Source organism: Actinoplanes sp. NPDC021490 (genome assembly GCF_055562135.1).
The window spans coordinates 237,068-256,637 of record NZ_JBVHFW010000007.1 but is presented as its reverse complement, the minus strand read 5'-3'; the positions used below and the strand labels follow the sequence as shown (position 1 = coordinate 256,637).

The 19,570-nt window shown below is 70.3% G+C and carries 19 protein-coding genes; 10 read left to right on the top strand and 9 right to left on the bottom strand.

Annotated features, from left to right (window positions below; translation table 11 throughout):
- From ACZ3I4_RS21210 to ACZ3I4_RS21175, 8 genes are read left to right on the top strand one after another with little or no spacing between them, the layout of a single operon-like run.
- Nucleotides 1-828 (top strand): transketolase, encoded by an 828-nt coding sequence (locus ACZ3I4_RS21210; protein WP_465383688.1) that lies wholly within the window; start codon nucleotides 1-3, stop codon nucleotides 826-828.
- On the top strand, nucleotides 825-1,808 hold the full coding sequence (locus ACZ3I4_RS21205; RefSeq protein WP_465383687.1) for a transketolase family protein: 984 nt from the start codon (nucleotides 825-827) through the stop codon (nucleotides 1,806-1,808). Before ACZ3I4_RS21210 ends, ACZ3I4_RS21205 begins: the two co-directional genes overlap by 4 nt.
- Nucleotides 1,750-2,865 (top strand): DegT/DnrJ/EryC1/StrS family aminotransferase, encoded by a 1,116-nt coding sequence (locus tag ACZ3I4_RS21200; protein WP_465383686.1) that lies wholly within the window; start codon nucleotides 1,750-1,752, stop codon nucleotides 2,863-2,865. Before ACZ3I4_RS21205 ends, ACZ3I4_RS21200 begins: the two co-directional genes overlap by 59 nt.
- The gene (locus ACZ3I4_RS21195; RefSeq protein ID WP_465383685.1) at nucleotides 2,862-3,932 is read left to right on the top strand and encodes a glycosyltransferase family 2 protein; all 1,071 of its coding nucleotides are present in this window, start codon (nucleotides 2,862-2,864) and stop codon (nucleotides 3,930-3,932) included. The genes ACZ3I4_RS21200 and ACZ3I4_RS21195 overlap by 4 nt, the downstream gene beginning before the upstream one ends.
- A complete protein-coding gene (locus ACZ3I4_RS21190; protein WP_465383684.1) occupies nucleotides 3,925-4,572 on the top strand; it encodes a GNAT family N-acetyltransferase in 648 nt (215 codons plus the stop codon). Before ACZ3I4_RS21195 ends, ACZ3I4_RS21190 begins: the two co-directional genes overlap by 8 nt.
- Nucleotides 4,569-5,240 (top strand): sugar transferase, encoded by a 672-nt coding sequence (locus ACZ3I4_RS21185; protein ID WP_465383683.1) that lies wholly within the window; start codon nucleotides 4,569-4,571, stop codon nucleotides 5,238-5,240. Before ACZ3I4_RS21190 ends, ACZ3I4_RS21185 begins: the two co-directional genes overlap by 4 nt.
- The gene (locus tag ACZ3I4_RS21180) at nucleotides 5,233-6,516 is read left to right on the top strand and encodes a lipopolysaccharide biosynthesis protein (protein WP_465383682.1); all 1,284 of its coding nucleotides are present in this window, start codon (nucleotides 5,233-5,235) and stop codon (nucleotides 6,514-6,516) included. Before ACZ3I4_RS21185 ends, ACZ3I4_RS21180 begins: the two co-directional genes overlap by 8 nt.
- A complete protein-coding gene (locus ACZ3I4_RS21175) occupies nucleotides 6,513-7,718 on the top strand; it encodes an O-antigen ligase family protein (RefSeq protein WP_465383681.1) in 1,206 nt (401 codons plus the stop codon). The genes ACZ3I4_RS21180 and ACZ3I4_RS21175 overlap by 4 nt, the downstream gene beginning before the upstream one ends.
- A gap of 21 nt (nucleotides 7,719-7,739) precedes the next feature.
- Here ACZ3I4_RS21175 and ACZ3I4_RS21170 read toward each other — a convergent pair whose 3' ends face one another.
- From ACZ3I4_RS21170 to ACZ3I4_RS21160, 3 genes are read right to left on the bottom strand one after another with little or no spacing between them, the layout of a single operon-like run.
- The gene (locus ACZ3I4_RS21170; RefSeq protein WP_465383680.1) at nucleotides 7,740-8,471 is read right to left on the bottom strand and encodes a hypothetical protein; all 732 of its coding nucleotides are present in this window, start codon (nucleotides 8,469-8,471) and stop codon (nucleotides 7,740-7,742) included.
- 8 nt (nucleotides 8,472-8,479) lie between these two features.
- Nucleotides 8,480-8,845, bottom strand: a complete 366-nt coding sequence (locus ACZ3I4_RS21165; protein WP_465383679.1) for a hypothetical protein — start codon at nucleotides 8,843-8,845, stop codon at nucleotides 8,480-8,482.
- Between the two features lie 32 nt (nucleotides 8,846-8,877).
- A complete protein-coding gene (locus ACZ3I4_RS21160) occupies nucleotides 8,878-9,696 on the bottom strand; it encodes a LacI family DNA-binding transcriptional regulator (protein WP_465383813.1) in 819 nt (272 codons plus the stop codon).
- 50 nt (nucleotides 9,697-9,746) lie between these two features.
- Here ACZ3I4_RS21160 and ACZ3I4_RS21155 point away from each other — a divergent pair, with 50 nt between their 5' ends.
- Nucleotides 9,747-10,922, top strand: coding sequence for an ROK family transcriptional regulator (locus ACZ3I4_RS21155; RefSeq protein ID WP_465383678.1), 1,176 nt, complete (start codon nucleotides 9,747-9,749; stop codon nucleotides 10,920-10,922).
- 571 nt (nucleotides 10,923-11,493) lie between these two features.
- On the opposite strand, the gene ACZ3I4_RS21150 is transcribed toward ACZ3I4_RS21155, so the two are convergent.
- Genes ACZ3I4_RS21150 through ACZ3I4_RS21135 form a run of 4 tightly spaced genes read right to left on the bottom strand, consistent with a single transcriptional unit; the run spans nucleotide 11,494 to nucleotide 16,962 of the window.
- Entirely contained in the window at nucleotides 11,494-13,896 is a 2,403-nt protein-coding gene (locus ACZ3I4_RS21150) for a glycoside hydrolase family 2 protein (RefSeq protein WP_465383677.1), read from the bottom strand.
- Nucleotides 13,897-13,910: 14 nt separating this feature from the next.
- On the bottom strand, nucleotides 13,911-14,732 hold the full coding sequence (locus ACZ3I4_RS21145) for a carbohydrate ABC transporter permease (RefSeq protein WP_465383676.1): 822 nt from the start codon (nucleotides 14,730-14,732) through the stop codon (nucleotides 13,911-13,913).
- The gene (locus ACZ3I4_RS21140; RefSeq protein ID WP_465383675.1) at nucleotides 14,729-15,649 is read right to left on the bottom strand and encodes a carbohydrate ABC transporter permease; all 921 of its coding nucleotides are present in this window, start codon (nucleotides 15,647-15,649) and stop codon (nucleotides 14,729-14,731) included. The genes ACZ3I4_RS21145 and ACZ3I4_RS21140 overlap by 4 nt, the downstream gene beginning before the upstream one ends.
- Nucleotides 15,646-16,962, bottom strand: a complete 1,317-nt coding sequence (locus ACZ3I4_RS21135) for an ABC transporter substrate-binding protein (RefSeq protein ID WP_465383674.1) — start codon at nucleotides 16,960-16,962, stop codon at nucleotides 15,646-15,648. The genes ACZ3I4_RS21140 and ACZ3I4_RS21135 overlap by 4 nt, the downstream gene beginning before the upstream one ends.
- Before the next feature lie 220 nt (nucleotides 16,963-17,182).
- Between ACZ3I4_RS21135 and ACZ3I4_RS21130 the strand changes: the two genes are divergently transcribed.
- Nucleotides 17,183-18,187: a glycosyl hydrolase gene (locus ACZ3I4_RS21130; protein WP_465383673.1), complete on the top strand. Its 1,005-nt coding sequence runs from the start codon at nucleotides 17,183-17,185 to the stop codon at nucleotides 18,185-18,187.
- Between the two features lies 1 nt (nucleotide 18,188).
- Here ACZ3I4_RS21130 and ACZ3I4_RS21125 read toward each other — a convergent pair whose 3' ends face one another.
- Both ACZ3I4_RS21125 and ACZ3I4_RS21120 read right to left on the bottom strand, forming a co-directional pair.
- Nucleotides 18,189-19,097 (bottom strand): serine hydrolase, encoded by a 909-nt coding sequence (locus tag ACZ3I4_RS21125; RefSeq protein WP_465383672.1) that lies wholly within the window; start codon nucleotides 19,095-19,097, stop codon nucleotides 18,189-18,191.
- Nucleotides 19,094-19,567 (bottom strand): hypothetical protein, encoded by a 474-nt coding sequence (locus tag ACZ3I4_RS21120; RefSeq protein WP_465383671.1) that lies wholly within the window; start codon nucleotides 19,565-19,567, stop codon nucleotides 19,094-19,096. Before ACZ3I4_RS21120 ends, ACZ3I4_RS21125 begins: the two co-directional genes overlap by 4 nt.
- Between the last annotated feature and the right edge of the window lie 3 nt (nucleotides 19,568-19,570).

Below are 19,570 nucleotides of genomic sequence, written 5' to 3'. Positions count from 1 at the left end.
ATGGCCTCGCCGGACCTCACCGCCTCGTCGCGCCTCGCGCGCGCTGTCCGCGCGGACATCCTCCGCATGACCAACGTGGGACGCAGTTCGCACGTGGGCTCCGGGTTGTCGTGCGCCGACGTCCTGGCCGTGCTCTATACGTCGATCCTGCAAGTGGACCCGGCCGACCCCGAGTGGCCGGACCGGGACCGGTTCATCATGAGCAAGGGCCATGCCGGCGCGGCACTGTACGCGGTACTGGCGGAGTCCGGTTTCTTCGCGCCGGCCATGCTGGACGAGCATTACCAGAACGGCTCGTTCCTCTCCGGCCACGTGAGTCACGTCGGCGTGCCGGGTGTCGAGATCTCCACCGGTTCGCTCGGCCACGGGCTGTCCATCGGCGCCGGCCTCGCCTGGCGGGCGCGGGCCTGCGGGCAGGACTGGCTGACCTATGTGCTGCTCGGAGACGGTGAGTGCGACGAGGGCAGCATCTGGGAAGCGGCCATGTTCGCCAACCACCACGACCTGGCCGGCCTGGTGGCGGTGGTCGACTACAACAAGCTGCAGTCGATGGGGCCGACCGAGGAGACGCTGCGGCTCGAGCCGTTCGCGGCCAAGTGGCAGGCGTTCGGCTGGGACACGATCGAGGTCGACGGTCACGACCATGCCGAGCTCGCCGCCGCACTCGCCATACCGCGTCCCGCCGGTCGTGGGCGGCCCCGCTGCGTCATCGCCCACACGGTCAAGGGCAAGGGCGTCTCGTTCATGGAGAACGAAGTCCTCTGGCACTACCGGCATCCGGACGAGGCTGAGCTGGTGCTGGCGCTCGACGAGGTGCACCGGCGATGAGGACCCAGTTCTTCACCGCGCTCACGGCCGCCGCCCGCCGCGACCCGAACATCATGCTCATCACCGCGGACATCGGCTTCCGGGTGGTCGAGCCCTTTCTGGAGGCGTGCCCCGGCCAGTTCCTCAACGTCGGCGTGGCCGAGCAGAACATGGCCGGGGTCGCCACCGGCATCGCGCTCGGCGGCGCCCGGGTGTTCACCTACTCGATCGCGAACTTCCCGACTCTGCGCTGCCTGGAACAGATCCGCAACGACATCGCCTACCACCACGCCGACGTCACTGTGGTCGCGGTGGGCGGCGGCATGGCGTACGGCGCGCTGGGCATGTCCCACCACGCCACCGAGGACCTGGCGATCATGCGGGCCATCCCGAACATCGCGGTCGCGGCGCCCGGCGACCCGGTGGAGGCCGAGGCGGTGATGGCCGACCTGATCACCAACGGCGGCCCGGCGTACCTGCGGCTCGGCAAGGACGGCGAGCCCGCCGTCCACCCCGGGCCGCTGCAACTGATGCGCGGCGAGTCGGTTCCGGTGCGCGATGCCGGCGGCGCGGTGGCGCTGTTCACCACGGGCGCGATGCTCGACGTGGCCTGCCGTACGGCCGACCTGCTGGACGAGGCGGGGCTGGCGGTGGACGTCCGCTCGTTCCCGTGGCTCAGCCCGCTCGACGTGGTGGCGGTCCGGGAGGCGGCGGCACGGTACGCCGCGATCGTCACCGTCGAAGAGCACTCCATCGTCGGCGGCTTGGGCAGCACCGTCGCGGAGACGCTGGCCGAACTGCCGTACTCGGCGCCGCTCATCCGCATCGGGCTGCCGAACCGGACGTTCTCCCTCGTCGGCGACCAGAACTATCTGCGTGCGGCGCACGGCCTCGAACCGCTTGCGATCAGCCGGCACGTGCTCGATCAATTGGAGGCAAACCGTGAACTGGCGAGTGAAGTTCGTCGACTATCCCGAGCAGTGGCGCCGCCAGCGCGGTGAGCTGCTCCCGATCATCGAGGACACCATTGCCCGCGGCGACCTGATGCTGCGGCACCAGCTGAGCGACTTCGAGCAGAACCTGGCCCGTTTCACCGGCTCGGCCCGCGCCGTCGGGGTGAGCAACTGCACGGACGGGCTACGGTTGCTGGCCCACGCGCTGGACATCGGTCCCGGCGACGAGATCGTGACCGTCGCGCACACTTTCGTCGCCACGATGTCGCCGTTCGTGCTGCGTGGCGCCGTACCCGTGCTGGCCGACATCGGCGCCGACCACCTGATGGACACCGACCAGCTCGCCGACCTGGTCACCGAACGAACCAAGGTCATCATTCCGGTGCACCTCAACGGGCGTACGGTCGACATGGACGCGGTGCGCAAGGCGGCCGACTCCGTCGATGCGGTGGTGCTCGAAGACGCGGCCCAGGCGCTCGGCGCGACCTTCGACGGCCGCACCGCCGGCACCTTCGGGCTCGCCAGCACCTACTCGTTCTATCCGGCCAAGATGCTCGGCGCGCTGGGAGACGGCGGCGCCGTGCTCACCGACGACCAGGCGCTGGCCGACCGGTTGCTGGCGTTGCGCGACCACGGCCGGGTGGCCAAGGCCGAACTGGACGGCTGGGGCTACAACTGCCGCCTGGACAACCTGCAGGCGGCGATACTGGACTGGCGGCTGGGCCGGTTGCCCGACGGGATCGAGCGCCGTCGCGAGCTGGCCCGCCGGTACGACGAGCGGCTGCGCGACGTGCCCGGGCTGGAGCTGCCGGTCGGCCCGGACGCGGACAGCCGCCGGCACGACGTCTACCAGAACTATCCGGTCACCACCGACGAGCGGGACCGGCTGGCGGAACACCTGCGCGCGGACGGCATCGAGACGCTGATCTCCTGGCCGATACCGCTGCACCGGCAGAAAGGCCTCGGTCTGGAGCACTGGCGGCTGCCGAACACCGAACGGCTCTGCCGCCGGGTCGTCTCGCTGCCGATGTACCCGGAGCTCGAGGACCAGCACGTCGATTACGTCGCGGACAGCATCCGCCGGTTCTTCGGGATGTCGTCATGACCGAGCTGCCCTTCCTCAGCGTCGTGATTCCGTGCTGGAACGAGGCCCGGTTCGTCACGGCTTTCCTCGACTCGGTGCTGGCCAACGACTACCCGCGGGATCGGCGGGAGATCCTGCTCGTGGACGGGATGAGCGACGACGGCACGCGCGAGATCGTGCAGCGGTACATGCTGCGCGACCAGGGCCTGCAGATGATCGACAATCCGGGCCGCAGCAAGCCGGTCGCCCTCAACCGCGCGATCCGGCAGGCCCGGGGCGACGTGATCATCCGACTCGACGTGCACGCCGTCTACGGGCGCGATTACCTGCGCAAGTGCGTGGAAGCGCTGCTGGCACACCCCGACGCGGACAACGTGGGCGGCATCCGCAAGTCGCTGCCGCGCGACGACACGTTGCTCGGCCGGGCCATCTCGCTGTCCACCACCCATCCGGTCGGCGCCGGCAATGCCAAGTACCGGGTCGGCACCGCCGAGCCCGAGTGGGTGGACACAGTCTTCGGCGGCTGCTGGCGCCGCGAGGTGTTCGACTGGGTCGGCCTGTTCGACGAGAAGCTGACCCGCGCCCAGGACCGCGAGTTCAACCAGCGGCTGCGCGCCGCCGGCGGGAAGATCCTGCTGCTGCCGGACATCGAATGCACCTACTACGCGCGCAGCGACTGGCGGCACTTCGGCGGCTGGATCTTCGAGGCCGGGTACTGGCCGTTCCGGGCGAGCAGGCTGGTCGGCCGGTGGATCGGCGGGTGGCGCAACTTCGCGCCGCTTGGCTTCGTGCTGGGTCTCGGCGCCGCCGCCGCGCTGGCGCCCCGGTCGGCGGTGGCCCGTCGCGTCGCCGCCGCAACCCTGGCCGCGTACGGCGGCACAGTGCTCTCCGCGTCCGCGCAACTGGCCTGGCGGGCGCGCGATCCCGGGCTGCTGGCCGCGATGCCGGTCGCGTTCACCGCCACGCACGTGATCTACGGCGTCGGCTCGATCTGGGGCATCGTCGATCCCCGGCCCACCAGCCGCCCGGCCCAGCCCGGCGCCACCGGAACGGCGCCGGCCGAGCTGATCGGTCGCGGCGATGGCTGAGCCGGAGGTGCGGATCAGCACGCCGCCGTTGAGCAACCGGCAGATCGCCGCGGTGGCCCGGATGCACCGCAGCGGCGTGCGTGAGGGCTTCCTGTCCTCCCTGGGCGAGCCGGTGCTGCGCCTGCTCTACCGGCACCTCGCCGGGAGCCGGCACTGCGCGATCTTCGTGGCCGAGTCGCCGGACGGCACGCCCGTCGGGTACATCTGCGGCTCCCGGGACACCTCGGCGCTGTTCCGGGAGTTCCTGCGCGCCCGCTGGCCGGTGGCGCTGCGGGTGATGGTGCCCCGGCTGCTGAGCCCATCCCGGATCCGCCGCGCGATCGAAACGTTGCGCTACCCCGCCACTGCGGACCCGGGGCTGCCCAAAGCCGAGATCATCAACCTCGTGGTGGAGCCGGACTGGCGCGGCCGGGGCGTCGCCGACCTCCTGCTGGCGCGGCTCCTGCAGTGGTTCGGCGAGCAGGGCGAGACCTCGGTCAAGGCGATCAGCGGCGACCAGCTGGAGCGGGCGCACCGCTTCTACGAGAAGTCCGGCGCCCGGCTGCACGGCCGCACCTCGCTGCACCGGGGCGTGGGCTCGCGGGTCTACCTCTACTCGGTCGCCGTCCCGGTGGCCCCGCCGGTCAAGGAGCGATCATGAGCCGGCCGGGCGTCGGGTACGAGCTGGCGAAGCGGGCGATGGACATCGGCGTCTCGGCGGCCGTGCTCGCGGCGGCGGCGCCGGCGGCCGCCGTCATCGCCTGGCGGATCCGGCGGGACGGCGGGCCGGCGCTCTATCGGGGGCCGCGGGCCGGCCGGGGCGGCGCGACGTTCAACGTGCTCAAGTTCCGCACCATGGTCGTCGACGCGGCCCGGCTGGGCGGGGACTCGACGTCCAACGCCGACCCCCGGGTGAACGGCACCGGACGGTTCCTGCGCCGGTGGAAGCTGGACGAGTTGCCGCAGTTCCTCAACGTGCTGCGCGGCGACATGAGTTTGGTGGGCCCCCGGCCGCAGGTGCTGTGGGACGTGGAGCGGTACACCGAACAGGAACGACACCTGCTCGACGTCCGGCCCGGCATCACCGACTGGGCGTCGATCCGCTATCGCAACGAGGGAGAGATCCTGGCGAGCCGGCCGGACCCGGACCTCGCGTACGACGAACTCATCCGGCCCGGGAAGATCGAACTCGGGCTCGCGTACGTGCGGCACCGGAGCATGGCCGTGGACCTGCGGATCCTCAAGCTGACCGCGCTCGCCGTGCTGGGCCACCCCCGCACCGACGAAATGCTGGACCGCATGGTCCGCACCGCCGGGGCCCATGTCTGAGACAGCCGGCCGGCTGCGCCTGCTGTTGCGAGCCGTGCCGGCGGCGGTACGGCGTGACTACGCCGAGACGGCCGCCGTGCAGTGGTCCACGCTCGCCATCCACCTGATGCTCTTCCATCTGGTGGCCCAGCGGAGCGGCGCGGCAGGCTTCGCGTATTACCAGATCGCGCGCAGTGTCGTGGCCGGCCTGCAGCCGCTGGCGCTGGCCGGCCTCGGCACCGCCGTGCAACGCCACCTGCCCTGCGCCGGCCTTGCCGGGACCGCGCTGGCCCGGCGGGCCTTCGGCGCCCAGCTGATCCTGCTGGCGGCCGTCGCGTCGGCCGTGCTCGCGCCGGCCGGCTCGGTGGCGAAGCTGCTCGGGCTCAGCGGCGGCGTCGCCGCGGTGGCCGCCATCGTGGTCCTGCTGGCCGGCAACTGCCTGTGCACCATGGCGGTGGCCGTGCTCCGCGGCACCGGCCAGGCCCGGTCGGCCAACGTCACCTCGCTCACCGGGTTCGCCGTCGTGCCGGTGGCCGCCTTCCTGCCCCCGTCGGGGGTGGACACCTTCGTTGTCCGGTACGGCTGCGGCATGGCCGCGGTGGGACTGTGCGCCGCCGCCTTGGCCCGGTCGTCACCGGCCGTACGCAACGAACCGCAGCCCACGCTGCCCACGCTGCTGCGGTACGGCCTGCGGCGCCTGCCCGGCGACCTGGCCCTGCCCGCGCTGTTCGCGTTTCCCGCCGTCGCCGTCGCCCACGCACGGCCCGGCGGACCGGAAGCGGGCTACGCCGGCTTCGCGACCTCGGCCGTGACCATGGTCTGCGTGTTCTTCGGCATGCTGTCGCCCGTCCTGCTGCCCCGCCTGAGCGCGCACTTCCACCGCGGCGACGGTGGACCCGATCTGCGCCGGGCCCTGGTGGCCCTGCCGGTCGCCGCGGCCGGTCTCGCCGCGCTGTTCGCCGTGCTGATCGCCCTGCTCGCGCCGATGCTGGTGGACCGGTTCCTGGGCGCCGAGTTCGCGCCGGCCGTCACGGTCCTTCGCCTGGGTCTGCTGGCCGCGCCGCCGCTGGCCATGTTCTATGCGATCCGGCCGACCTTGGACGCGCTGCAGGAGGCACCCGTGACGGCCGGACTGCCGGTCGGCTGCCTCGCCGTCCAGGTGTTGCTGACCCTCATGCTCGCGTCCGCGCTCGACGTTGCCGTCGCCGCAATGCTGGCTTTCGCGGCGGCCGCCGGAACACTCGGCCTCGTCTCCTGGTTCGCGGTGCGGCAGGAGACTTCGAAGCGGACGCCGTGACAGTTGCCGCCGGCGCGAAGGTGCGCCAACCTGGTCTCGTCGTCACCGTCGCCTTCATCGGGGTGCTGGCCGGCCACTTCACCCTGAGCAGGGTAGGCCTCGACGTCCCGCTGTTCGACGATCTGCGGGTTCCGCTCTTCGCCGCGCTGCTGATGAGCTTCGCCCTGGAATTCGGGCAGGCTCCCGCTCGCCGGCACACCGGCAGCCGGTGCCTGCTGACCTTCCTGGCCTTCCTCGGTTATCAGGCGCTCTCGGCGGCCTGGGCCCCACCGTCCGCGGCGAAGGGCGCCGCGCTCGGCGACCTGGCGGCGATCGCCGTGCTGGTGTTCGTCTACGTCTCGCTGGCCGAATGGGACCGCGACCGGGTGGTCACCGTGACGCTCGGCTGCTTCTACGCCACCGCGAGCATCTACTTCCTCGCGGCGGCGTCCGGCCTCAGCGCCTCCTCCACCGAACGGTGGGCCGCCCCCGGCGGCGGACCCAACGTCTTCGTCCGGATCATGGTGCTCGGGATGCTGGCCGCCGCCTACTTCTACATCCGCAGCGGACGCCGGCTCGTCTGGCTGCTCGGCATCCCGGCGTTCCTCACCGGCGCGGTCGCCTCCGGGTCCCGCGGCGGCCTCGCGGCGCTGGTCATCACCGTGCTGCTGGCCTCCCCGGCCCTGCTGCCGGGCATACGGTCGCACGGCGGCCTCAAGCCGGTTCTGCTGGTGGCCGGTCTGCTGGGAACAGGCTGGCTGCTCGCCGGTGACACGATCATCGCCTTCGTCGAGGAACGCTTCGTCGCGTCGACCTTCCAGCAGGGTTACACCTCCAACCGGGACATCCTCTTCCGGGCGGCCCTCAACATGTTCCTGCAACGGCCCTTCACCGGCGGCGGCATCACCAGCTTCTCCGTGCTGGCCAACCTGGGCATCGGCGAGAAATATGCGCACAACCTGCTGCTGGCGGTGGCCTCCGAAGGTGGAGTGATCGGCGTACTCCTCCTGCTCGCCGTCTTCTACCAACTACGCCGTACGTATGCCCGGACGCCCCGGGCGGACCGTTCGCTGGAATGCCGTACGGTCGCCTACTGCGGCATCTTCGTGGGCGTCGCCGGCATGTTCTCCGGCGACTACTACGACGCCCGGCTGATGTGGATCTTGCTGATCCTGGCGGCCGTCCGTCCGTCGCTGAAGCAAGACGCCTGCCCCGTTCGGTGATCCGGAACCGGCGCTCCGAGCTCACAACGTGGCTGCGGCGTTCTCCTCGAACCGGCCGTTGAGCTCGTCGGCGCGGTTGCGGTCGATCAGGTCGCCGGCGTCCTGCTCCCAGCCGCGCGGAAGCTCGACCGAGACGGCGTGGCGGGCCGCCCAGGACGCGGTGGCGTAGGCCGACCCGTCCGCCGCCTGGATCTTGGCGAGCGTCGCGGTCTGGAACTGCACCGGATGCCCGGCTTCGGCGGCCGCGGTCATGTGCTGGTACATCGCCTCGTATTCGGGCCGGGTCTGCACCGGCTCGTCGCCGTCCCAGCGGGCGCTCAGGGAGTTGTTGGCCCAGACGCCGTACGGGCCCATGGTGTCCTTCTGGTGTTCCATCAGGGCGATGGTGGTGGCCGGGCTGACCTTCACCGCGCCGCCTTCGATGGTCTGCCAGGGGTTGTACGCCACCGACGACGTGATGCCCAGCGGGGTGAGAATCCGGTCGTGGGCAGCCATCGCCCACTTCAAGGCGTCCTGATCGGCGGTGTCGGTGTAGCCGACAGCGAGCGCCTTGCCCCGGTTGGCCGCCACCCCGAACTGCTTGACGCACGGCTCCGCGTACAGCGTGCAGGTGGCCGAGACGGTCACCTCGGCCCAGCGCGGCCGCTCCTCGAGCACGCCGGCCAGCGCGGTCAGCAACTGCTCGTAGGCGGCGAGGAAGTCGTCGTGCCACCACTGCGGGACGGTGTGCTCGCTGTCGTCCTCCGGATCCATCCACTTGGTCAGCGGACCGTCACCGAGCCCCAGCGCCCAGGCCGGCGACTCTCCCCGGCGACCAGGCGAAGCTTCAGGAACGGATAGCGCTCCTCGGGGGCGACGCCTTCCGCCCGGTCCAACAGGGCCTTCGCCTCTTCGCTGAACTCCGTGCCCGACGTGGGCTGCGCGACGTTCCAGGGCAGCCGCAGCACCAGCCCGTGCAACCGCTTCTGGTTGCCCGGGCGCACCAGATGATCCTCGCGCGCCAGCAGCCCGGCCACCCGCCCCCGCGGCGGCCCCACGACGGCCGACGCCGCAGCCGACGCCGCACCCAGTCCGGCGGCCGCGAGCGGCAGGCCCGCGGCGAACACGAGCACTTCTCGACGACGCATGCCCGGCACGTTACCAGTCCACTACGGACGGTTCAGCGGGTGCTTTCGCGGACCACGAGGTGGGCCGCCGGGGCCTGGTAGACCGCCGGCTCCACGCCGGCCATCGCGTCCAGCAGGGCGCGGGCCGCCAGCTCGCCGACGCGGCTCACATCGTGGCTCATCGCCGACAGCGGCGGCACGGCCAGCTGGCACAGCGCGGAGTCGTCCCACGCAATGACCGAGACGCCGGCCGGCACCGCCACACCCTGCTCGCGCAGATCGTCCAGGACACCCAGGGCCATCAGGTCGTTGTCGCACACGATGGCGGTCGGGGCGCCGGTCAGGATCTTCGCGGTGGCCGCGCGGCCCGACTCGTACGAGTAATCGCCCTCGGCATGCAGCAGCCGCACGCCCCGCGTCTCCGCCTCGGCCGCCGCGCCCTCCCGGCGCAGCTGCGTGTGCGCGAACGACATCGGGCCGCTGATGTGGCCGATCACCTCGTGGCCCCCGCCGGCCAGGAACCGGATCGCCTCGCGGGCGAAACCGGCGTCGTCGGTCCACACCGTGGGCAGGCCCGACGCCGTCGACGGGGCGCCCAGCACGACCGCGGGCAGGCCCAGCCGATGCACCACATCAACCCGGTCGTCATCGGGTGACAGGTCGACCAGCACGACCCCGTCGACCTGCTCGCCGGCCGCCCAGCGTTCGTACGTCGCCTTCTCGGCCGCGCGGTCGGTGACCACCTTGACCAGCACCGACACACCGGCCGGGGTGAGCACGCGCTCCAGCCCCTCGAGGAACTCGTGGTAGTACGGTTCCTCACCCAGCACTCGGGAGGCCCGCGCCAGCACGAGGCCGACCCGCCGCTGCACCTGTGTCAAGGATTTCCTCCGGTTTCGTCCCCAGGCGATACCGTACCGCCATGGCTCGTCGAGAAACGCCAGCAGCCGGACCGGGAAGTCGCGCCCTGATCGTGGACGTGGTCCGCTCGGCCACCACCATCAGCCGGGTGGAGCTGGCCGAGCTGACCGGCCTGACCCAGCCGTCGATCTCCAACATCGTGCGTGACCTGATCGCCGACGGAGTCATCCACGAGACCGGGTCGGCCGGCTCGGCCCGGGGCAAGCCGCGCCGGTTGCTCGCGATCAACCCGGCCACCCGGTTCGGGCTCGGCTTCCAGCTCGGCCCCGACTCGATCACCTGTGTCGCCATCGACCTCACCGGCGGGGTGATCGGCCGCGAGGTGGTCCCGCTGAGTGACGCCGGCCTGCCCGATCAGCTCGCCGCCCGGTTCGACGACTTCATCGACGGCCTCGACCTGCCCCGCGACCGCGTCGAAGGGCTGGCCGTGGTGGCCCCGACCGCCCGGCCGGGTCTCGAGTCGGCCGGGCGCGACCTGAGCGGGATCCCCGCCGTGCTGGGCGAGCGGCTGAGGGTTCCGGTGCTGGTCGAGAACGACGCCGCGGCGGCCGGGCTGGGCGAGTTCTGGAGCCGCCGGGTCACCCGCGACCAGTCGTTCGGCTGCGTCTATCTGGGTTCCGGCATCGGCGCCGGGCTGGTCTTCGCCGGTTCCCTGTTCCGCGGGGCGAGCTTCGACGCGGGCGAGCTCGGGCACGTGTCCATCGACTACGACGGCCGGCCCTGCCCGTGCGGCAACCGGGGCTGTGTGGAGCGGTACGCCTCGATGGCGGCCATCGTCGACGCCGCCCGGGCCCGCCCCGGTCTGGCCGGACGGCTGGAGCTGGACGGAACGGTCGTCGCCGCGTACGACGCGATCGCCCGCGCCGCGGTCAGCGGGGACGACGACGCGTTCGCGGTCGTCGACGAGGCCGCGGCCCGGCTCAGCACGGCCGTGACCTCGATGGTCAACCTGCTCGACCTGGGCCGCATCGTGCTGACCGGCCCGGGCGTCGCGATCGCCGGCTCGATCTACGCCCGCCGGCTGCGCACCGAGCTGGCCCGGGTCGCGCACGCCCGCTACCGCCACGAAGTCGTCGTCGACCTGTCGGCACAGCCGCGCGACGCCGCCGCCATCGGGGCCGCGGCCCTGGTCGTGCAGGCCTCCATCGCTCCCGGCCACACCGCCGGCGTCCACTGACTCGGACCGCTCGGCCGGGCTTGCTGTCCCGACGTTCCGGTACGCCTTCGCTTCATGACGTTGCGGTCGCGCGATGGTCAGCGTGTAGCAGCCGACTGCGTCAAGGTGAACGACTGCGGCCCGATGACACCGGTGACATCCGTGGTGAGTGGCAGCGGGGCGACCGACACCTGTCAGCGGAACCACAGCGCGTAGAGCATCCTAGGAAGATAGGAAGTCAGTCTGACCAGGAACTATGCCGCCTCGATGATCAAGCTGGCGGCGAACCGCGGCTCGTACGGCACGCCGGCCCGGCCGTCGGTTATCGGGCCGGCCCGGCACCAGGCATCACCGACCGCCGTACGGACCGGCCCGACGCGTCGTCGGTGGTCGCTCGTGGCGGTCGGCGGCACTGCCGTTTCACGCGGGCCCGGCCAGTGGCCCGGTGTGCGCCGGCCGCCGTTCTTCAGACGGCGATCGACCAGGTAGCCGTCGGTCCCGGCAGCGCCCGGGACCTGGCCGTTTTCCTGCTGGACATGGCCGGGCTACTGCATCACGACCGCGACGGCGTGGGCCGCCCCGATCAACCGTCTCAGAGCACCGCCGAGAGGCTGGTCAGCACCCACGGGGCCTTGACCGACGCGGGGTCGAGGTCGACGGGCGCGCGGACGTGGAAGACGACCGACTCGCCGGCCAGCAACGTGACGAACCCCTTGTCGGTCACGGCCTGCGGGTGGATGCGGTCGGGCTGGAGCAGGACGTCGCGGGCCAGGCCGACCGCCTGCACCCGTACGTCGAGCCCGCCGGAAACGGTGCGGACGTCGATGGTCAGACCCGGATCGTCGTGCCGGAACCCGGTGTCCTCGACCGCGAACCACAGCGCGCGAACGTCGCCGAACCGGCTGACCAGCAGTTCGCCGGCCGGGTCGCCGAACCCGGCCACCGCCTCCGGAATGTCGACGAGCATCACCGACCGCGGGGCCACGCTGACCCACCGGGTGACCGTAGCGAGTACCGCGCCGCCGGTGTCCTGACGTTCGAGGAGCAGCGGCCCGGTCCACTCGGTGGGGTGGTCGTTGAGCACGGCCACCACGAGTCCGCCGTCGCGCGGTTGCACGGTCAGCGCGCGGTCGGCGTAGATCTCCGGCAGGGCGAAGTACAGCGGCTTGTAGCGGCCGGCGCCGTCGATCGCCGACCACGACGTGACCGGCCACAAGTCGTTGAGCTGCCACAGGATCGAGCCGCCGGTGTGCGGCCAGTACGAGCGCCAGTGCTCCACGCCGGTGCGGATCGCCCGCACCTGGTTGAGCTGGGTCAGGTAATGCCACGCCTCGGTGGATTCGGGCTGGGCCGGGCCGAAGTGCGGCGCCAGCCCGCGGGCCAGCTTGCCGTTGCCGTCCTCGGCCTTCTGGTGGTGCAGCACGCCGGGCGAATCGGGAAGCAGCGGGTCGTCGGAGACCGCCTCGCGCAGGGTGGTCCACGCCGGGGGCGCCTGCCAGCCGAATTCGGCGACGAACCGGGGCGCCGAGTCGCGGTAGTTGAGGTAGTCCTCCCGGTTCCACACCTCCCAGGAGTGGAACGTTCCATGGTCGGGGTCGTTGGGCTGGTGCTCCCAGCTGCCCGACCACGGGCTGCCCGCCTGATAGGGCCGGCTCGGGTCCAGTTCGGCGACGATGCCCGGCAAGGTCTCCAGGTAGTACTTCGCACCCCAGCTGTGGTCGTCGTTCCAGCCCATCGCCTTGTGCAGCCACAGGTTCTCGTTGTTGCCGCTCCACGTGATCAGGCTCGGGTGCGGCGCCAGGCGGGCGACGTTCTCGCGGGCCTCGGCCGCCACCTCCGAGAACAGCGGCTCCTCCTCGGGGTAGTCGGCGCAGGCGAACAGGAAGTCCTGCCACACCATCAGGCCGAGCTCGTCGCAGACCTCGTAGAAGGCCCGGTCCTCGTAGATGCCGCCGCCCCAGATCCGGATCAGGTTGAGGCCGGCGTCGGCCGCCTCGCGCAGCCGGCGTTCGTAGCGCTGCCGGTTCATCCGGGACGGGAAGATGTCGTCCGGGATCCAGTTGACGCCGCGCATCTGCACCGGCGATCCGTTGATCTGGAAGACGAATCCGCCGCCGGTCCGGTCGAGCGTGACGGTCCGGAAGCCGGTGCGGCGCTGCCAGCGGTCGAGCACCTCGTCGCCGTCGAGCAGCTCGACGGTCAGCTCGTAGAGCGTGGCTTCGCCGTAGCCGCGGGGGTTCCACGGCAGCACCGGGCCGACGTCGATCTTGTCGCTCGAAGAGGAGGTGGAGGAGACCGAGCCCGGCAGCTCCAGCGTGGCGATCTCCCGCTCGTCCAGCAGCACGCGGGCCCGCAGATCCCGTGACCGGGTGCGCTCCACGTCGATGCTCAGGTCGAGCCGGCCCGCGCCGTCGAAGGTCGCCAGCGGCCGGACCGCGGCGAGCCGGGCGGTGCTCCAGCCCTCGAGCCGTACGGGACGCCAGATGCCCGCGGTGACCAGCGTCGGACCCCAGTCCCAGCCGAACGAGCAGGCCATCTTGCGGATGAAGTTGAACGGCTCCGGGTAGGCGTTGTCGCGCGGCCCGAGCAGATCGGCGACCCGTTCGGCCTCCCGGTACGCCGATGCGAAGTCCACGACCAGCCGCTGCGGGCCGCCGGCGAGCAGCGCCGTGACGTCGTACCGGTAGCTGCGGTGCATGTTGCGCGACGAGCCGAGCGGGACGCCGCCGAGCTCGACCGTCGCCACCGTGTCCAGGCCCTCGAACACCAGGTCGACGCGCTCGTGTCCGGGCCCGTCCCACGCCAGGTCCCGGCTGTACTGCCAGTCGGCACGCCCGACCCAGGCGACCGCCTTCTCGTTGTCGTCGAGGAACGGGTCGGGCAGCCGGCCGCCGGCCATCAGGTCGGTGTGGACGCATCCGGGCACCGACGCGGTCAGCGAATGGGAGTCACCCTCCAGAGTCCAGGCGCCGCCGAGGTCCTGTGCGTGCAGCATGCGCACGTCCTTTCTCATTTGGTAGCTCCGGCGGTCACGCCGTTGTAAATGAAGCGCTGCAGCAGCAGGAAGATCACGACGGTCGGGAGGATGACGATCATCGTGCAGGCGGCGATCGTCTCCCATTGCGCGCCGTACGGGCCCTTGAAGCGGAACAGCGCGGTCGAGATGACATTCAGGTCGGGCGAGCGCAGGTACAGGAAGGGGATGTAGAACTCGTTGTAGATGGCAATGCCCTTGATGATCACCACAGTGGCGATCGCCGGTTTCATCAGCGGCAGGATCACTCTGCGGTAGACGGTGAACCGGTTGGCGCCGTCGATCACCGCGGCCTCGTCCAGGCTCTTCGGAATCGACTGCATGAACTGGATGAAGATGTAGATCGACACGATGTCGGTGCCCAGGAACAGCACGATCGCCGACCCGAGTGTGTTGACCAGATCCATCGACTTGACGATCTGATAGGTGGCGACCTGGGTGGTGACGCCGGGCACGAGCGCGGCGACCAGGAAGAGCCCCAGTACGAGGCGCTTGAAACGGAAGGTGAAACGACTGATCGCGTACGCCGCCAGGGTGCCCACGGCGATGGTTCCGGCCAGCGAGATCACCAGGATGATCGTGGTGTTCACGAATCCCTGCAGCATCTTCCCGCCGGTCCAGGCGATGGCGAAGTTGTCGAAGTTGAGCCAGTCCCGCGGCGGGGTCAGCGGTCCGGTGGTGTTGTACTCCGAGTGCGTCTTGAACGACGCGAAGAGCACCACCACCAGGGGTACGAGGACCACCGCGGAGGCGAGCACGAGAGAGGCGTACTTTCCGCCGGTGGCAAGTCTTCTCACGAGAGGGTCACCTCCTCGTCGGGCAGCACCCGGCGCTGGATCCAGGTGAGGAGCAGGACAGCGAGCAGCAGCACGACCGCCATGGCCGAGGCCAGGCCGATCTGCCGGAACTGGAACGCGGTCTGGTAGGCCTGCACGACGAACGTGCGGGTGCCGTTGGCGCCGCCGGTCATGATGAACGGGATCTCGAAGGCGGCCAGGCTGCCCGAGACCGCCAGGATGAAGGACAGGCTGATGATGCGGCGGATTCCGGGCGCGATGATGTGCCGGAACTGGTGCCACCGGTTCGCGCCGTCGATCTCCGCGGCCTCGTAGATCTCGCCCGGGATCGACTGGATCGCCCCGAGGAACAGCACGAAGTTCAGGCCGGTGAACCGCCACACCGACGTGCCGGCGAGGGAGAAGTTGGCGATGTCCGGGTTGCCGAGCCAGAGCTGCGTCTGATCACCCAGCCCGAGGAACCGCATCAACGTGTCCAGGGTGCCGTCGGGCTGGAACAGATAGAGGAAGACGAACCCGACGGCCACCCCGTTGAGCAGGTACGGGAAAAACAGGATGCCCTTGAACAGGTTGCGGAACCGGGCGCTGAACGACAGCACGGTGGCGAAGTAGAGCGCGACGGCGATCTGGGCGAACGAGGCGACGAGGTAGTAAAGGCTGATCAGGAAGACCCGCCAGTACTGTTCGTCGGTGAGGACCCGCACGTAGTTGTCCAGCCCGGCCGGCTCCATCGTGACGTCCAGGCCGTCCCAGGTGTGGAAGCTGTACCAGATCATGTTGCCGACCGGGACGTACGTGAACGTGATGAGCAGGATCAGCGCGGGCGCAAGGTACAGCCACGGGCTCGACCACAACCGGCGGCGGCGCCGGGGCGGTGCGGCCGCGGTGACCCGCGGCCGCTCCATGGTGGTGGTCACTTCATCACCTGTGACTGGGCGGCGTCCCACCGCTTGTTCAGGCCGGCGAAGTACGAGTCCTTGTCACCCTTGCCCGCGCCGCGCGCGATGTCGATCAGCTTCTGGCGGTAGATCTCACCCTTCAGGTCGATCTCCGACTGCTTGATGATCTCGTCTTCCCGGCCGGCGTTGGTGGTCGCGGCGGGGATCTCCAGCAGTTCGACGCCGGTGCTGGTGAACTGCTGCAGGCCGGCGGGCAGCGGCTGGTCGATGGCCGGCGGGATGGCCTGCTGGTCGGCCGCCCAGGTGGACTCGTTGACGAACCAGTCCAGCCAGGCCTTGGCGGTGGCCTTGTTTCCGGAGTTCTTGCTGACCGCGCCCATCTTGTCGCCGTCGATGGTGGCGTGGAACTTGCCGCCGGTCTGGTACGGGAACGGCCAGAAGCCGATGTCGTCCGGGTTGGCGCCCGCGGCCTTGGCCGCGTCCTGCATCTGCGGGACGGCCCACGAGCCGAGCAGCATCGAGGCGATCTTGCCGGTGGCCAGGGCCGGCTTGGAGCTTTCCCAGTTGGTCGTCAGCGGGTCCTTCTCGCTGAGCTTGGCGTGCACGATGTCGTAGAGCAGCCCGTCGGTGAGGTACTGGATCTTGCCGGGCTGCCACGGGCTCGGATCGGTGGGGAACTTGTCGTTGATCTGCGGGTCGGCGAAGACGGACCGGTGGTTGTTCCACTCGCCCACCGGCCAGCCGTCCTTGTAGTTGGTGTAGTACGGCGTGGCGTCCGTCTTGCCGGCGACGGCCTTGAGCCCGGCCAGGAACTCCTCCGGCGTCTTCGGCGGCGCGGTGATCCCGGCCTGCGCCCAGATGCGCTTGTTGATGACGAAGCCCTTGGCGATGCCGCCCAGAGACAGCCCGTACACCTGGCCCTCGTACGTCGCCGGGGTGGTGAACCGGTATTTGGCCTCGAGCTCGGGGCCGGCGCCGAGCGGCTCGAAGAACTGGCTGTACTGGTCGATCGCGACGGTGTTCGGGATCAGCAGCACGTCGCCGTAGTCGCCGCCGCTGAGCTGGGTGGTGACGTCGTTGTCGTAGTTCGTGACGCCCTGGAAGGTCACCTTGGTGCCCGGGTACTTGGCCTCGAACTTCTTCGCGTACGCCGGAAGCGCCGTGTCGACCAGGTCGGTCCGGTTGGTCAGGACCGTAATGGTGCCCTTGATGTCGCCGGAGAAGTCGCCGCTCGAGCCGGTGTCGTCGCTGCCGGCCCCGCCGGTGCAACCCGTGACCAGGGCGAGCGCGGCGACCGCGCCGGTACCGAGAAAGCGCCGTCTATTGATCATGCTGGGATCCGTCCGGTGGGGGTTGGTGGGGGCCCAGCATGGGACGGCCGTTACGACGGTGTCAATATTAGATTACTAATTTATTTTGACCGGTCGGCAAGTTTGACCTGGTCGCGACGCATGCAGGGTTTCTTAAATTACTAATGTAAGTCTTGACATCCTGAGAACGCGGGCCCGACCATGGAGCCTCATCCCCCTCCGTGAAGGAGATCGACCCCCCATGAAAGTTCCCCGTCTGCCCGCCGCCGTGCTCACGGCGACGCTCGTCGCCTCGGCCGCGGTGGTCGCCTCGATCTCGATGACCGGCACCGCGAGCGCGTTCGCCGCCACGCCGAAGACCACGGTGATCAACTACCTGAAGTCGATCACCGGTAACCACGTCGTCAGCGGCCAGCACAACAAGGAACCGGCCACCTCCCCCGGCCAGTACACCCAGCAGGTCCACGACATCACCGGACAGTGGCCGGGGCTGTGGGGCGGCGACATGATGTTCACGTCCAACGACATCGCCAACCGGCAGAGCGTCATCAACCAGGCCAAGACCGAGTGGGCCAACGGCTCGCTGGTCGCGCTCACCTGGCACGCCTGCTCCCCCACGGTCGGCGCCACCTGCAACTTCGACGGCGGCGTCAAGACCGGCATCAGCGCCACCCAGTTCCAGCAGATCGTCACCGGCGGCACGGCGCTCAACAACACCTGGCGCAGCCGGATGGCCGCCGTCGTCCCCTATCTCAAGCAGCTCAAGGACGCCGGCATCCCCGTACTGTGGCGGCCCTTCCACGAGATGAACGAGAGCTGGAACTGGTGGGGGAACCGGCCCGGCGTCAACGGCGGGGCGAAGCTCTATCAGCAGATGCGCGACTACTTCGACAGCCAGGGCCTGGACAACCTCATCTGGGTGTGGAACGTGCAGGACAACCCGGCCGGAGGCTGGGCCGCCTACTACCCCGGCAGCAACTACGTCGACGTCGTCACCCTCGACGCGTGGTACAAGAACTACCCGTCGAGCGGTGACTACTCGCAGATCCAGTCCATCGCCGGCAGCAAGCCGATCGCGATCGCCGAGATGGGCAAGGTGCCCACCGCGGCCCTGCTCGACAGCCAGCCCAAGTGGGCCTGGTTCATGCTCTGGTCGGAGCAGCTGAAGGGCAGCAACACCAACGCCGAGATCCAGGCGTCGTACTTCCAGCCCCGGGTCTACAACCAGGGCGAGATCAAGTTCTGACTCAGGCCGATGCGCGGAGGTGGTCGTGCAGGGCCCGGGCCACCTCCCCCATCACCGCCTCAGCGGCCGGCTGGATCGCGGCCGGCACGGCCGACTCGGTGAGCGCCGCCACGGCGAACACTCCGCCGTCCTCGTGCTCGACCACACCGACCTCATGCCGCAGGTTGAGCAGGGTGCCGGTCTTGGACGACCATCTGGCGGCGTCGGCGCTGAAGTCGGGCGTCAGGCGGTGGCGGACGACGTTGTCACCCATCAGCGACCGGGTCCGCGCGGCGGCGCCGGCCGCGATCCGCGAGGGAATCCACAGCGCCTGCAGCAGGTCGACGAACGCCCGGGCGGTGCCGGTGTTGGCCCGGCTCACGTCTAGCTGAGGCACGGCGTGCCCGCGGCCCGGCGTACGTGAGCCGATCGCGAGCGCATGCGCGAGGTGCACCTCGTGCGGCTCGAACAGTTCCGCCGGCGTCTCTTCGAGATCGCGCAGCACGTGCCGGACGGCGATCCCGGAGATCCCCGCCCTGCGCAGTTCGTCGTTCACCTCGCCCGGCGACACCAGGCCGAACAGCGCGTCGGCGGCGGTGTTGTCGCTGACCGACGTGCTCAGATACAGCAGGTCGTCCACGGCGATCCGGACGGGATGACGGAACTTGCTCAGCCCCGTCGGGCCGGGCGTGGCGATGCGGCCCGGCTCGACCTCGAGCATCATCGTGCCGTCGAGGCGGCCGTCCTCCACGCGGGCCAGCACGGCCGTCGCAAGCGGAATCTTGACCAGCGAGGCGATCGGATACACCAGGTCGGGTTCGATGCCGATCTCGGTCCCGCTCGCCAGGTCCCGCACGAGGAACGATCCGGTCAGACCGGCGGCGGCCAGACGATGACGCAGGGTCTTGACGACCCGCTCGGCGGTGGTCATCGCGGCTCCCCCGGGCCGCACGCCAGGCAGCGTCCGACCTCGGCGCGGAGCGGGCCCCGGAGCTGGTCGGAGTCGCTGCCGGCCCCGGCGGAGACCTCGTAGCCGCGGGCGACCGGGTCCCCGGCGATCGGACGCCAGTGGAGCTCCAGCTCGTCGGCCTGGGCCGCGGAGCACAACAACAAATTTCCCGTACGGACCAGATCGGACACTGCCGCGGTCAGGGTCACCGCGACCGTTGTCTGCGCGGGCGCCAGCGCGGCGCGGTGCCCGATCTGGATCAGCCGATCCCTGACGTGCGCAACATCGTCCTCGGGCTCGATCCAGATCCGCCGCGACGACCGTTGCGCCCGCCCCGGCCTGAGGGTCGAGATGTGCAGCGCCCGCGGGCCCTCATCACGGGCCGAGGCCACCCCGAGCGGAGTCACCCAGGTCGCCTCGTCGGGTGGGACGGCGACCAGCGCGGCCCGCACCCG

Coding starts and splice junctions, on each gene's coding strand:
- ACZ3I4_RS21210 (WP_465383688.1), top strand. CDS start 1: ATGGCCTCGCCGGACCTCACCGCCTCGTCGCGCCTCGCGCGCGCTGTC.
- ACZ3I4_RS21205 (WP_465383687.1), top strand. CDS start 825: ATGAGGACCCAGTTCTTCACCGCGCTCACGGCCGCCGCCCGCCGCGAC.
- ACZ3I4_RS21195 (WP_465383685.1), top strand. CDS start 2,862: ATGACCGAGCTGCCCTTCCTCAGCGTCGTGATTCCGTGCTGGAACGAG.
- ACZ3I4_RS21190 (WP_465383684.1), top strand. CDS start 3,925: ATGGCTGAGCCGGAGGTGCGGATCAGCACGCCGCCGTTGAGCAACCGG.
- ACZ3I4_RS21185 (WP_465383683.1), top strand. CDS start 4,569: ATGAGCCGGCCGGGCGTCGGGTACGAGCTGGCGAAGCGGGCGATGGAC.
- ACZ3I4_RS21180 (WP_465383682.1), top strand. CDS start 5,233: ATGTCTGAGACAGCCGGCCGGCTGCGCCTGCTGTTGCGAGCCGTGCCG.
- ACZ3I4_RS21170 (WP_465383680.1), bottom strand. CDS start 8,471: ATGGATCCGGAGGACGACAGCGAGCACACCGTCCCGCAGTGGTGGCAC.
- ACZ3I4_RS21165 (WP_465383679.1), bottom strand. CDS start 8,845: ATGCGTCGTCGAGAAGTGCTCGTGTTCGCCGCGGGCCTGCCGCTCGCG.
- ACZ3I4_RS21155 (WP_465383678.1), top strand. CDS start 9,747: ATGGCTCGTCGAGAAACGCCAGCAGCCGGACCGGGAAGTCGCGCCCTG.
- ACZ3I4_RS21150 (WP_465383677.1), bottom strand. CDS start 13,896: ATGCTGCACGCACAGGACCTCGGCGGCGCCTGGACTCTGGAGGGTGAC.
- ACZ3I4_RS21135 (WP_465383674.1), bottom strand. CDS start 16,962: ATGATCAATAGACGGCGCTTTCTCGGTACCGGCGCGGTCGCCGCGCTC.
- ACZ3I4_RS21130 (WP_465383673.1), top strand. CDS start 17,183: ATGAAAGTTCCCCGTCTGCCCGCCGCCGTGCTCACGGCGACGCTCGTC.
- ACZ3I4_RS21125 (WP_465383672.1), bottom strand. CDS start 19,097: ATGACCACCGCCGAGCGGGTCGTCAAGACCCTGCGTCATCGTCTGGCC.